11 protein-coding genes are annotated in these 13,092 nt (G+C 28.0%); 3 read left to right on the plus strand and 8 right to left on the minus strand.

The window, feature by feature from the left end:
• Window positions 1-11 precede the first annotated feature (11 nt).
• Both ACJJVY_RS15985 and ACJJVY_RS15990 read right to left on the minus strand, forming a co-directional pair.
• Window positions 12-485: a CYTH domain-containing protein gene (locus ACJJVY_RS15985; RefSeq protein ID WP_405611139.1), complete on the minus strand. Its 474-nt coding sequence runs from the start codon at window positions 483-485 to the stop codon at window positions 12-14.
• Window positions 486-490: 5 nt separating this feature from the next.
• Window positions 491-1,474, minus strand: a complete 984-nt coding sequence (locus tag ACJJVY_RS15990) for a class I SAM-dependent methyltransferase (RefSeq protein WP_405611142.1) — start codon at window positions 1,472-1,474, stop codon at window positions 491-493.
• Between the two features lie 177 nt (window positions 1,475-1,651).
• On the opposite strand from ACJJVY_RS15990, the gene ACJJVY_RS15995 reads away from it, so the two are divergent.
• Window positions 1,652-3,991 carry a hypothetical protein gene (locus ACJJVY_RS15995; RefSeq protein WP_405611145.1) on the plus strand — a complete coding sequence of 780 codons (2,340 nt, stop codon included), beginning with the start codon at window positions 1,652-1,654 and terminating at the stop codon, window positions 3,989-3,991.
• Window positions 3,992-4,714 (plus strand): DNA repair protein RecO, encoded by a 723-nt coding sequence (gene recO / locus ACJJVY_RS16000; RefSeq protein WP_405611148.1) that lies wholly within the window; start codon window positions 3,992-3,994, stop codon window positions 4,712-4,714.
• A 17-nt stretch (window positions 4,715-4,731) separates the two neighbouring features.
• Here the strand turns inward: recO and ACJJVY_RS16005 are convergent, their stop codons facing one another.
• The 6 genes from ACJJVY_RS16005 to ACJJVY_RS16030 are packed head-to-tail and all read right to left on the minus strand — an operon-like array spanning window position 4,732 to window position 11,691.
• The gene (locus ACJJVY_RS16005; protein WP_405611151.1) at window positions 4,732-5,085 is read right to left on the minus strand and encodes an SdpI family protein; all 354 of its coding nucleotides are present in this window, start codon (window positions 5,083-5,085) and stop codon (window positions 4,732-4,734) included.
• Between the two features lie 5 nt (window positions 5,086-5,090).
• Window positions 5,091-5,957 (minus strand): acyl-CoA thioesterase, encoded by an 867-nt coding sequence (locus ACJJVY_RS16010; RefSeq protein WP_405611154.1) that lies wholly within the window; start codon window positions 5,955-5,957, stop codon window positions 5,091-5,093.
• A gap of 9 nt (window positions 5,958-5,966) precedes the next feature.
• Window positions 5,967-7,133 (minus strand): peptidogalycan biosysnthesis protein, encoded by a 1,167-nt coding sequence (locus ACJJVY_RS16015; RefSeq protein ID WP_405611157.1) that lies wholly within the window; start codon window positions 7,131-7,133, stop codon window positions 5,967-5,969.
• A gap of 1 nt (window position 7,134) precedes the next feature.
• Window positions 7,135-8,028, minus strand: coding sequence for a metallophosphoesterase (locus tag ACJJVY_RS16020; RefSeq protein ID WP_405611160.1), 894 nt, complete (start codon window positions 8,026-8,028; stop codon window positions 7,135-7,137).
• A gap of 55 nt (window positions 8,029-8,083) precedes the next feature.
• Window positions 8,084-9,214, minus strand: a complete 1,131-nt coding sequence (locus tag ACJJVY_RS16025; protein WP_405611163.1) for a PepSY-associated TM helix domain-containing protein — start codon at window positions 9,212-9,214, stop codon at window positions 8,084-8,086.
• 59 nt (window positions 9,215-9,273) lie between these two features.
• Complete coding sequence (locus tag ACJJVY_RS16030; RefSeq protein WP_405611166.1) at window positions 9,274-11,691, minus strand: TonB-dependent siderophore receptor; 2,418 nt, start codon at window positions 11,689-11,691, stop codon at window positions 9,274-9,276.
• 288 nt (window positions 11,692-11,979) lie between these two features.
• Here ACJJVY_RS16030 and ACJJVY_RS16035 point away from each other — a divergent pair, with 288 nt between their 5' ends.
• Entirely contained in the window at window positions 11,980-13,092 is a 1,113-nt protein-coding gene (locus tag ACJJVY_RS16035; protein WP_405611169.1) for an efflux RND transporter periplasmic adaptor subunit, read from the plus strand.

Below are 13,092 nucleotides of genomic sequence, written 5' to 3' on the forward strand. Positions count from 1 at the left end.
CAGTAAAATTTTTACAACCAATCTTTAAAAGGATGTTTACTTAAACTAGAATTATAGTATTTTTTTTGGCTGGTAACTTCTTTGCCCAACCAAGTTGGTTGTTTGTAATTTTCGTTTTCTGAACTTAATTCTATTTCGGCAACAACTAAACCGTTATTATCAGCATAAAATTCATCAACCTCAAATGTATGATGATCTACATTTACTAAAAACCTAGTTTTTTCTATAACACCAGGTTCGCAAAGTAAAAATAGACTTTCTGCTTCTTTTTTTTCTATTTCCTTTTCCCATTCGAATCTTGTAGTACCAGAATTGTTAGAAATTCCTTTAATGGTGATAAAAGCTTTTTCATCAGCAATTCTAATTCTTACAGTTCTGCTTTTATCAGAATTTAAATAACCTTGTTTTATGTATTTTTTAGTATGACTTTCATTTTTATAATCATCATTTTTTACTAAAAATTTTCTCTCTATTTCTAAATTCATAATAGTTATTTTCTTTTTTTGTTTTCGTAAATTCCAAAAACAAAATCAGATTGATTTTCTTCTAAATACTCGTCTTCTAGTTTAAAAAGTTTGTTTAAAATGACTTCTTTTTCTTTGTCTAGTTCATAAAAATGATGAGAAATGTCTCTTAAAGCACTCATTAATAAATTTCCTCCGTAAGGTTTTTCTACAAGTGTATTGTAATTTTTATGGATAGAAGGCATAATACTTGCAGAGTCTATACATTCTGATGGATCTGCCATAATCATTCTAATGGTACCTACACCTCTATATTTATTTTTGTGAAATTTACTCTTAAATCTTGTTCTAAATTTTTTAGGAATAGATTTAATTACTTCATTAATAGCATTAATTTGTGTTTTAGAAAATTGATGTCTTGTAGCCCCAACAAACTCATTAATAATTAATAATCCATCAGGTTTTAACGTGTGTTTTATTTTACCGGATAAAAAATTTTCAATATTATCAAAGTGATGTAAAGAAGATTTAAAAAATATAATATCAAAATCATTTTCTTTAAAATCTAAAACATCTATGTTTTTTGCTAGAAATGTAATGTTTGTAACATTTTTTTCTTCTGCATTTTTTGCCGCAATTTTTAATAAATTATCAGCAATATCAACACAAACAATTTCTTTAAAAATAGCGCTATGTTTTGCTAAATCTATTTCTCTATTACTAATGCCAGAACCTAAAGAAAGTAACCTTAAGCCAGATTTGTCTTTTAAAAAATCTTGTGTTAAAAAATCTATATAATTTTGGTTTTTTTTACCAGTAATCAAAATATTCCAACGTTCTAAAACTTTAGGAATAGACCAAAAATAAGAGGAGATAAAAGAGGTATTATCAAAAGCACTTTTAGTTCTTTTTTCTTTATTAAAAGTAAATTTAGAAAAGAAAAACCCGCTACCTCTTTGAATTATTTTAAAATAAGTATCAATAAAGTCATCTAAAGTAATTATTCTCATCTTCTTTATTTATATAATTTAACATACATAAGAATAAAACGTATTATCTTAGTCTTTGTTACTAAATTTAGTAACACAAATATAAGTACTTATTTGATCTTTTTATATACTTATAATCTATAACACATCGTTTTGTTTTAAGAAATAAATATCTTTGAAAAACCTAAATATTAAAAAATGAAAAACCTTTTATCTCTATATCTATTGTTTTTTTGTGTTTTTGCTTACACTCAAACAGATTATAGCGACTCTTGGGAAGATTTTTACTCATACAATAATGTAAAAGATTTTGTAAAGGTAAATGATGTTATTTATGCCTTGGCAGACAATGCTATTTTTACTTATAATATTTCTACTAACGAAATTGAAAAAGTATCTTCAATACAAGGTCTATCAGGAGAAACTACAAGTGCTATCCATTACAGTAATACTTTTAAAAGATTGATTATTGGTTACGAAAATGGTTTAATAGAAGTTGTAGATAGTGATGGATTGATAACGGTATCATCAGATATTGTTAGTTTTAATCAATCTGGAGAAAAAAGTATTAATGATATTACAGAGTATAATGATAAATTGTATTTATCTACGCCTTTTGGTATTGTGGTGTATGATATTGATAATTTAGAATTTGGAGATACTTATTTTATTGGTTTTGGATCTAGTTCTGTAAAAGTGAACCAAGCATTAATTTTTAAAGATATCATATATGCGGCTACAGAGTTAGGTGTTTTTTCAGCGAGCATAACAAGTAATTTTTTAATAGATTCTAATAATTGGGAGCAACAATTTTCAGATAAAAGTTTTAAAGAAATAACTAGTTTTGACGATCGTATTTTTACAATATCAGAAGAAAAATTATATGAAATAAATACAGGAAATTTAATGGAGGTAAAAAGTTTTTCTGAAACAATTATTTCTATAAAAAGTTCTCCTTCTTATTTATCTATAGCTTTAAATAAGCAAGCTCAAATTTTAGATATTACTTTAAATGTAGTGTATCAATTTAATACAACCGCAGATTTAGACTTTACTTTAAATACTTCTTTTTTTGAAGAAGAAACAGTTTATTTAGCAACTAATGAGTTTGGTGTTTTAAATACAAGTACAAGTCAAATATCAAATTATAAAGAAATTCATCCAGAAGGTCCTTTAGAAAATGATGTTTTTTCTATTGCAGTTAATAATAATGATGTTTGGGTAGTTTATGGAGGATATAATTCCTTTTACGGTTCTTTGTTTAATAAAAAGGGGTTTAGTCATTTTAATGGAGAAAGTTGGGTAAATACTAATTTTGACCCAAATTACCCGGTTATAGATTTAAATGCTATTTCTATAGATCCTGAGGCAGAAAATAGGGTTTATATAAGTTCTTTTGGTGATACAGCTGCTATTAATAGCGTTTCTACAGGAGGTTTATTAGTGGTAGAAAATGATGAAGTAAAAACATTTTATAATCATTTAAATAGTACTTTAGAAGATGTTTATGCAAATAATACTTATGCAAATGTATCTGTAAGAGTTAGTGGAACTACTTTTGATTCTAGTGGAAATTTATGGGTAGCAAGTATTAATTTTAATGAAGAGCTTAAGAAGTTATCTACTTCTGGCCAATGGTCTAGTTTTGATTTAAGTTCTTTAAAAACCGTACCATTACAATTAGGTTTAAGCGAAATAGCTATTGATAAAAGTAATAGTGTTTGGATAGGAACAAGAAGAAATGGGCTATTTGTTTTTAATGAAAACGGAAGTAGAAAAAAAGCTTTAATTGCTACAGCAAACCTTGGTAATTTACCAGATGGAGATGTATTAACTGTGGCAATAGATGCAAGTAATAGAGTTTGGATAGGTACTAAATCTGGCTTGGTTATGTATAGTAATGCTTCTGGTATTTTTGATGATGATACACCAAATGCAAATGCAGTAGTTATTAATGGTAATGAAGATGGATTTGGAGAAAGACTTTTAGGAGACCAAACAGTTAATACCATTGTAATTGATGGGGCAGATAATAAATGGTTTGGTACAGATAACGGAGGTGTTATTTATACAAACCCTAATGGTCAAACAACTTTAGCTAATTTTAGTATGGATAATTCTCCTTTACCATCTAATAAGATCTCAAAAATAAGGGTTGATGATAGTACTGGTAAAGTTTACTTTGCAACTAACAAAGGTATTGTAGCTTATAATAGTAAAGTAGCTCCTTTTGGTGATGTTTTAGGAGAAGTTTATGCGTACCCAAATCCTGCATTAAGAAATCATGAAACAGTAACTATTGATGGTAGAAATGGAACTCATTTACCAAACGGAACAAATGTAAAAATTTTAGATGTAGCTGGTAACTTGGTTTATGAAACCAATGTTGTAGAAGGGCAAGAATTACAAGGAGGAAAAGTGGTTTGGGATAAAAAAAATCTTGCTGGTAATAAAGTAGCCTCTGGTGTTTATATTGTTTTATTATCTAATGATGATGATACCGAAACAAGTGTTACTAAAATTGCAATTGTAAATTAAATGGCTGTTGTAAATACAAAAGCAATTGTTTTAAGTTCTTTAAAATTTGGTGATACAAGTTTAATTGTAAAATGTTATACAGAACAAGAAGGTGTAAAATCTTATTTAATTAGAGGGATTTTAAAAGCCAAAAAAGGAGGTTTAAAAGCAGCTTATTTTCAACCTTTAACACAATTAAATATTGTTGCTAGTCATAATAACAAAGGAACTTTAAATGCTATTAAAGATGTGCAGGTTTCTAACCCTTACCAAACAATTTATAGAGATATTGTTAAACAATCTGTAGTCTTATTTTTATCAGAAGTTTTGTCTTATTCTATCAAGGAAGAAGAAGAAAATAAAGCTCTTTTTGAGTATTTAGAATCCGGACTTATTTGGTTAGATTTACATGATAAAATTGCAAATTTTCACCTGCTTTTTTTATTGAACTTAACTCGTTTTTTAGGGTTTTATCCAGACTTATCTAAGATAGATAAATTTGGTTTCGATTTAAGTGAAGGTCTTTTCTCTGATTTAATATCTCAAAAAAATATTATTTCTGGTAACGAATTGTATCAATTTAAAAAACTGTTAAGTATTAATTTTGATGATATAGAAAACGTGTCTTTTAGTAAACAAGAAAGACAAATCGTTTTAAAAACAATTATTAAATATTTCGAATTACATATAGATGGTTTTAGAAAACCAAAATCTCTACAAATTTTAGAAACTGTTTTTAGTTGATATTATCTAGTTAACTTTTACTTTTTCTTCTTTTTACCTTCTTCTGTAAAATTATCTGTTAGCGCTTTTTCTGTTTTTATGATACTTACAATTATAGATAAAAAAACAAAAGCCATAGGTTGCCAAGTTAATTCTGCATTAAGTATGGTAGCAAATGCTAAACCAGCGATAAAAGAAAGTCCTGCATAGATTAATAAACTTTGATTAAAAGTAGCATTTGCAAAATCCCAAATTTGTTGATTTAACATGGCTTTTGGTGTTTTATAACCATAAAGACTGTTAATCTTTTTTGGAGGAAATTTCCAGAAAATAATACTTATTAAAAATAACAATCCGTTTGTGGTAAGCACGTACATTAAAGCTTCGTTCATATTTTTTATTTTTTAATAGGTCTTAACAAACCTTCTTGTGCAACAGAGGCTACTAATTTACCATCTCTTGTATAAATATTTGCTCTAGATAAACCTCTTGCTCCAAAAGCATTTGGCGATTCGGTAGAAAATAACAACCAATCATCAAAATCAAAATCTCTAAAAAACCACATAGAATGGTCTAAACTTGCCGTTTGTGTATTGTAAAAATTATAATCTTTTGCATTTGGGTTAAAGGCAGCGTTTAAGATATTATAATCAGAAATATAAGTTAATAATTGATGTTTTAAAGTGATGTCCATTTTAGGAATATCTCCTTTTAATTTAAACCAAATATCTTCTTTTTCGGGTAAATTTTCTGGTTCTAACGGATTAGGAACACGTACTGGTTTAAAACTAATTGGGCGTTCAATGCTTAAAAAAGATTTAATTGATTTTGGTAAAAAATCTCCAAATTGATCTAGCATTTCATCCCAACTCAATAATTCTTCAGGCTGTTTAATATCAATGTTCATTGTGGTTTGATGCTCAAAACCATCTTCTTTTTTATGAAAAGAGGCAGCTAAAATAAAAATAGTTTTTTCGTTTTGAGATGCTGTAATTCTTCTAGTAGAAAAACTACCACCATCTCTAATTTCTACTACTTTATATGATATAGGTATTGTTAAATCTCCGGCTTCTAAAAAATAAGAATGTAAAGAATGTAAAAACCTACCTGCTGGTATTGTTCTATATGCAGCGTTTATGGCTTGGGCCAAAACTTGTCCGCCAAAGACAATTGAGTTTCCTATAGTTACACTTTTTCCAGAAAAAGTATCTTTTTCAATTTCTTTTAAATTTAATAGTTCTATAAGTTCTTTATTGTCTTTCATAAACGTTTTTTACAGTTTAAAAGGGGATTTTTGTTGAAAAGGAGTTGGTTGTACTCTTTGCAAAAATAGCTTTAAAATTTTATTTTTTATAGTTTTCTTATGGCGAAGATACATTGTTAAATCTTGTGGTTTTGCTCCAACAGAACTTTTTATTTCGCTGGCTGTTCTTCCAAAATTAATGGTTTTTAATTTTTTTTGAATTGCAATTTCTATATAATCGTATAACATTCTTTGGTAAATGGCATATTCTCTATTTAGTTGATAGTCGATACCTACAAAGTGTGCATCTAAAGAATTGTTATTGATTACACCTGAAATAAACCCTACAATTTTATCGTTAATCCAATACGTTTTTAAAATATAATTGTCGCCTAATTTTTCTTTTAAATCTTTGTAAGTTTCTAAGTTGAAATTAGCCAAATTAAAACTTGAGTTTTCTGCAACTTTTTGATACAATATTTTTATTTTTGGCAATATCTCTTCTATGTTTTCTAAGGTAACTTCGTTAAATGTGATGCTTGTACTTAACTTAAATGCTTTTTTGGCTTTAACTCTAAATTTAGTTTTTAAGGCTGCTAAATAATCATCAAAGGTTTGCCAATTTTCATTAAGAGTAAGTTGCATGTTGGGTTCTACAGAAAATGGATGATAACTATAATCGGTTAATTCATCAGTAATAAATAACGATTCGTTTGCAAAGTCTTTTATTAAGAAAGCATCAATTTCTTTTTTTAATTTTTTATCAGCATTTATAAAATGATGGATGCTTTTTGCTAATTCTTTTACAATGGCTTTTTTATCTTGATTGGTTTTTATAAAAACACCATGTTCTCCACTCACAAAAACATTACCACAGATTAACAATTTTAAAGTTTTATTATCTGAAAATATATGTAGTTTTTTACCAATTTTTTTTAAAAAATCGAATTCTTTTTTGATTGAACTCAAATGAAAATCTACAATTTTTATACTTGCAAAAGCAGTTGGTTTGTTATCTTCATCAACCAAAACAATGTAAGAGAATGTAATTTCTGAATGGTTTTTTTCTAATGATTTTAAATAATCTGGATGAAAATAAATATTTTTTGTACATCCTAAATTCGTCCATATATGTGTAGGGATTTCATCAACAGAAGAAAAAAATAATGCGGTATTTGTATTAGAACAGCAAATCAAATTATTTCATATAATTATTTAAGTTTTCAGGACCTTCTAAAATGGTTCTTTTAATTTGTATAATACCGCTATTGTTGGTAATAATATGCCATTTAATTAAAGTAATTTTATGGTTTTCTATTTCGATACCTGTAATAGACCTTGGGTGAACACAAGAACCATCGTTAAATAACGGAATTTCGTTTTTATCAGGAAAACGAGGTCTGTGTGTATGGCCTGTAATCATCATTTGATTGTTGTTAGCTACAATCCATTTTTCTAATCTTCTTTCTACTTTTATACGTTCTTTAAAGTTTTGAGCAGGACTTGTAGGGTCTGAAAAACCTAAAATTTGCAGCGGTTTCCATAGTACTTTCACCAAAAAGCTACTCAATCTCCAAAAAATATAATTAAACCAATCTGCTTGATGGCCGTGTAAAAGAAAAATTCCTTTTCCTGTTTTTTCATCTTCTAAAACAATAGATTCAGAAAAATTAGCACCAACTAACAATTCTTTTGTGGTATCTGATACTGTGTCGTAAAAGTGATATAAATTCTTACGTACCGTTTTTGGATTTTTATATTTCATGTCATGATTTCCCCAGATTAAATGTAATCTATTGTTATCATGAAATTTTTTTAACCATAAATAAATGTGCTTATTGGCTTTAAATATTCTTGTAAAGTTTCTGTTTTCCCAAAGTTCATCACCATCACCTAGCTCTATATACGTAAAATTGTTTTTGTAATAATACTCTAAAGCATATTTAAACATATTTCTATTGCGAGCAAAATCATCGGCAAAACCGTTGTTTCCTCTATGAGAATCGCTAAAAAATACAAATTTAGAATCTGCATTAAAACCAATTTTTTTGGCATTTTTAAAAGCACGAGAAATTCTGGAATTAGAAGACATCTTTATTCTTTTTAAGAAGATATAAAGATGCTAAAAAAAAGTGACTATTTAAAGTTTATGTAAGAGTAGTCTTTTTCTTTTTATAGTTTCTACCATACCAAAGTAATACACCAGTAACAGGTAACGTAGCTGTTAGTAAACTAATAATAAATGCAATAATTTTACCAGTAAGGCCACCAATGGCACCCACATGAATATCATAATTCATTCTTAATATTTTATCTGGTATTGTAGCATTTTTATATTTACCATAAATTGCTTCAGTTTCTATTTCTTTAAGACTATTTTGATCAAAGAATCGAAAATCTGCGTCGTAATAAATACCTTTTGTATTAGAAACTTCTACGTAGATACTTTGGTCTTTTGTTTCTGGGTAATGAAGCTCAAAACTATCTGCATTTGGGTTTGCATTTTGTAATTTAGGTATTAATAAATCTATGGGTTTTGTATTGTTTGCAATTGCTAAAGAATCTACATTTTGTGGTATTTCAAAGAAAACAGTTCTATCTCCACCACTAGATTTATAAACTACATATTTTAACCAATCATAAGACATTACAGAACCTGTAAATGCAATCAATAAAGCTAAAGAACAAATGTAAAAACCAGTTACGGTGTGTAAATCAAAGTTTTTGCGTTTCCATTTTGTAGTTTTTTTCCAATCGAATTTTAAACGTTGTTTTAGGTTTTTACGCTTTTTAGGAATCCATAAAATAAAACCAGAAATAATAATTAAAATAAAAATTAATATTGATGCACCTACAACTTGTTCTCCAATTTCTTTAGGCAACCACATTCGCATATGACCTTTTAAAATAAAAGCAAAAAAACCGGTTGTATGGTTATCAACTTGTATAATTTCTCCGGAATATGGATTTAGGAATACACTTTGATAAAACTCTGGTTCGGCATCATAAAAAATTACTTCTACAGCATCATTTTGTTTTTTATAAAGAGTACCATGAACCGTGTTTTCTGGAAAAACTTCTTGAGCAATTTCTTTTGCTTCTGTAACTGTAATTACTGATTGATTTTTATATTCTACCGTTTTATAATCATCATATAAACTTTCTATTTCGTCTCTAAAAGCCCAACAACAGCCAGTAATTGAAACAATAAAAACTACAATACCTGTAGCTAATCCTAAGATTTTATGAAGTTGAAAAATAAGTTTTTTTGTTTTCATGCGACAAAAATAAAAAAAGAGCATCATTTTATGACGCTCTTAATTACTAATTAAATTAATTAAAATTTATATGTTAAAGTCCCTAAGAAAGACCTTGGCTGTTCTGGAGTAATTGTACTCCAACCAGAATAATATTCTTTATCTGTAAAGTTATTTGCTTTTAAGCTAACTCTAAATTTATCAGTTTCATAATAAACAGCCGCGTTAAAAATAGTGTAAGATGGTAAATAGAAACTACCAGTTGCATATTTATAACCAACCATTGTGTCATATTCACTTGCACCATTAAAACCAGCACCAAAACCTAAATTTTTAATAGCACCTTGTGTAAATTTATAATCTGCCCAGAAATTATAAGTTACATCTGGTCCTGATTCTTGATAACGTAAACCCTCTAAATAAAGTGCAGATGGAGAATCTTTTACTTCAGAATCATTATAACTAAAACCTGTATGAATATTTAAACCGTCTATTGGATTTGTATTTACATCTAATTCAAAACCTTGACTATTAACTTTTGCATCTTGAGTTTGAGAATAGAATAAATATTTGTTCTGAACATTAATGTTGTAATAACTTAAAGTAGTTTCTAACTTATTATTAAACATGTTTGTTTTTACACCAAATTCTAATTGATTTGCTTCTTCTACATCAAAAGACTGTAAAGTTGTAACGGCATCACCTGAAGAGTAGTCTGTAATATATTGTGGGTTTATGTAAGAAAAACCGTTTTGATAATTGGCAAAAAGAGAAACTTTGTCTAAAATTGGTTGATAAACAATACCAAATTTTGGAGAAAATGTTGATTTAGTATATTCAGTATCATCATCTGTATCTGTATTTTGGTCTCCTTCGTATTGAAACCTATCGTAACGTACACTTGCCATAACAGACAATTCTGGTAAAATATTAATTACATCAGAAACGTAAGCACCAAAAATATTCTGACGAAGATCACTATTTAAATTTCCAGAATCTGCTAATGCAGTTTCTAAATTAGTTTCATTTACTACTGGTTCTCCGTAAGGTAAATCACCTTGAAGTGTTACTGTGTGTAAATATCCCCAGTTAGAGCTATTATCTGTAATTTTTTTAGATAAAAAGTCTGCACCAACTAATAATTTGTTTCTTAATTCACCAACTTTAAAATCTCCAACAAAATTTTGTTGCGCGTTAAAAGTATTTGTTTTGGTGTCTAACTCTTGCATATACATGGCAAAATAAGGTGTACCAACAGCAACGCCAGTAGTATAGTCGGCAGCATTCCATAAATAAGTATAATAACCACTAGATTTTGCAGTACTACCAGATAGAATTGTTTGAGAAGACCAATTGTCAGAAACTTTCCAAGCAGCTTCTGCTCTATAATTTTGAGTTGGACTTTTGATAGTTACGCTATTATCTGTAAAAGATAAGTTTGTATCGTAATCTAAAGAGGCGATATCAGTAAAATGCAAAGGCGCAGATCTGTTTAAAAATAAAGATACTCCGTTTGTTTGTTCAGTAGAATTTGCTTCGTAAGATAAATTAAGCGTTAAATCGTTATTTACTTTATAAGAAATAGCAGGTGCTATAAATAAAGATTTTTTTAAACCAGCATCCTGAAAACTATCTTCGTTTTGATAACCTGTATTTAAACGGAAAGATAGTTTTTTACTTTTATCCGTAACATTTATATCAGCATTTAATCTGTTAAATCCAAAAGAACCATAACTAGCAGAAATATTACCACCTGTACCGTTGTATGGTTTTTTAGTTACAATGTTAATTAAACCTCCGTAAGAAGTTACAGCACTACCAAACAAAGTACCAGAAGGCCCTTTAATAACTTCTATACGCTCTATGTTAGATGCGTTTATAAAACTATTTGTAATACCAGCAACACCGTTAACTAATTGTGGTTGTACAGAAAAACCACGACTACTAAAATAAGCAGCTCCATCATTAGATCTACCTGTAGAAGCCCATAGTTTAGAAACACCAGTTACGTTTTTTAAAGCATCGTCTAAAGTATTTACAGATTGAGATACAATTAATTGATTAGTAACTGTATTGTAAACCTGAGAGTTTTCGATATCTTTTAAAGGCATTTTTGCTACATAAGCACTTTGTTTTCTAGAGAACTTATTTTTTCTGTTAGATTCTATAATAACTTCCTCTAAAATTTCATTTCCTTCAAAAAGAGTAATCGTTTCTATGCTTTTTTGTTCGTCTTTAGATACTGAAACTTTAACCTCTTTTGTTTTAAAGCCAAGATAAGAGATAGATAAAGTGTAATTCCCTTCTTTAACATTCTCTATTTTAAACTCTCCGTTTACGTTAGTTTGTGTACCATGTTCTGTGTTTTTTATAGAAATATTTACTGCTGATATAGGTTGTTGAGAGTTGTCTTTTATAACCCCTGTTATTGTTGATTTTTGACTAAAGGCAAAAAAAGTAGTTAAAAATAATAATGAAGTTAATAATTGATATTTCATTTGTATTTATTTAGACTTATTATAAATTATATTTATTTTTGGCAAATGTATTTTACTAAATTGACATTTGCAAATTATTTATAATAAATCTAAATAGTAATTTTTAGAAGCAAATTAGAAGTAGCTTTCTGTTAAAACAGCATTAAATTTTAATGCTTATTGGATAATTATAACGTTTCTTTAACATTCTTATCTGTAAACTATTTAATATTCTAGACGTCTTAAAACTATATTTGCAAAAACTTAATGCTTTATAGGTTTTAAACTATAAAGTACAACTAACTAATTATGAGGAAAACAATACTATCTATTCTAGGTATAGCATTTGCTGTTGGTGCTATTTTCTTAGGGAAATTCTTAATTGATAATAATACAAAACCAAAGCCAAAATTTTCTAGAACACTTAAAACTGTTTTTGTAGAAGAAGTTAATAATAAAGAAATAGATATTGTTTTAACGGCAAGTGGTAGTTTGGTTGCTAAAGATAAAATAGAAATTTACTCAGAAGTACAAGGTCTTTTAAAAACATCTAGAAAACCATTTAAGGCAGGTTCAACCTACAGAAAAGGAGAAACTTTGTTAAGCTTAAATAGTGATGAATTTTACGCAAGTATACAATCACAAAAGAGTAATTTATATAATTTAATAACGTCTACATTACCAGATTTACGTTTAGATTATCCATCAGAATTTAAAAAATGGCAATCGTATTTACAAAATTATGACTTAGATAAAACTACGCCAAAATTACCTGCTTTTTCTTCGGATAAAGAAAAGTACTTTATTACAGGTAGAGGTATTTTAACGGCATATTACAATGTTAAAAACTTAGAAGTGCGTTTAACAAAACATCAAATTAAAGCACCATTTACAGGTATACTAACAGAAGCATTAGTAAGCCCAGGAACTTTAGTAAGAACTGGACAAAAATTAGGAGAGTTTATAAACCCAGGCGTTTATGAAATGGAAGTTTCTATAAATGCAGCATTTGCAGATTTATTAAAAGTAGGTAATTCTGTTGCTTTAACTAATTTAGAAAAAACAAAATCTTATACAGGTAAAGTAGTCCGTGTAAATGGTAAAGTAGACCAAACATCGCAAACTATAAAAGCATATGTAGATGTTGCTAGTAATGATTTAAAAGAAGGTATGTTTTTAGAGGCAGACTTAGTTGCTAAATCAGAAACAGATGCAGTTGAGGTTTCAAGAAAATTATTAGTGGATGATAAAGCTATTTATACCGTTAAAAACGATAGTATTTTATCATTAGTAAATGTTAATCCTGTTTATTTTTCTGATGAAAATGTGGTTATTAAAGGTTTAGAAAACAATCAAAAAATATTAACACAGGTTTTACCAGGTGCTTTTGATGGTATGATTGTAAAAATCAATAAAAAGTAA

The sequence above is a fragment of the Polaribacter sp. Asnod1-A03 genome, assembly GCF_045063585.1.
GTDB lineage: Bacteria > Bacteroidota > Bacteroidia > Flavobacteriales > Flavobacteriaceae > Polaribacter.

Bases quoted from the DNA above. Each gene is read 5' to 3' on its own strand.
- ACJJVY_RS15985 (WP_405611139.1), bottom strand. From the start codon at position 485: ATGAATTTAGAAATAGAGAGAAAATTTTTAGTAAAAAATGATGATTAT.
- ACJJVY_RS15990 (WP_405611142.1), bottom strand. From the start codon at position 1,474: ATGAGAATAATTACTTTAGATGACTTTATTGATACTTATTTTAAAATA.
- ACJJVY_RS15995 (WP_405611145.1), top strand. From the start codon at position 1,652: ATGAAAAACCTTTTATCTCTATATCTATTGTTTTTTTGTGTTTTTGCT.
- recO (WP_405611148.1), top strand. From the start codon at position 3,992: ATGGCTGTTGTAAATACAAAAGCAATTGTTTTAAGTTCTTTAAAATTT.
- ACJJVY_RS16005 (WP_405611151.1), bottom strand. From the start codon at position 5,085: ATGAACGAAGCTTTAATGTACGTGCTTACCACAAACGGATTGTTATTT.
- ACJJVY_RS16010 (WP_405611154.1), bottom strand. From the start codon at position 5,957: ATGAAAGACAATAAAGAACTTATAGAACTATTAAATTTAAAAGAAATT.
- ACJJVY_RS16020 (WP_405611160.1), bottom strand. From the start codon at position 8,028: ATGTCTTCTAATTCCAGAATTTCTCGTGCTTTTAAAAATGCCAAAAAA.
- ACJJVY_RS16025 (WP_405611163.1), bottom strand. From the start codon at position 9,214: ATGAAAACAAAAAAACTTATTTTTCAACTTCATAAAATCTTAGGATTA.
- ACJJVY_RS16030 (WP_405611166.1), bottom strand. From the start codon at position 11,691: ATGAAATATCAATTATTAACTTCATTATTATTTTTAACTACTTTTTTT.
- ACJJVY_RS16035 (WP_405611169.1), top strand. From the start codon at position 11,980: ATGAGGAAAACAATACTATCTATTCTAGGTATAGCATTTGCTGTTGGT.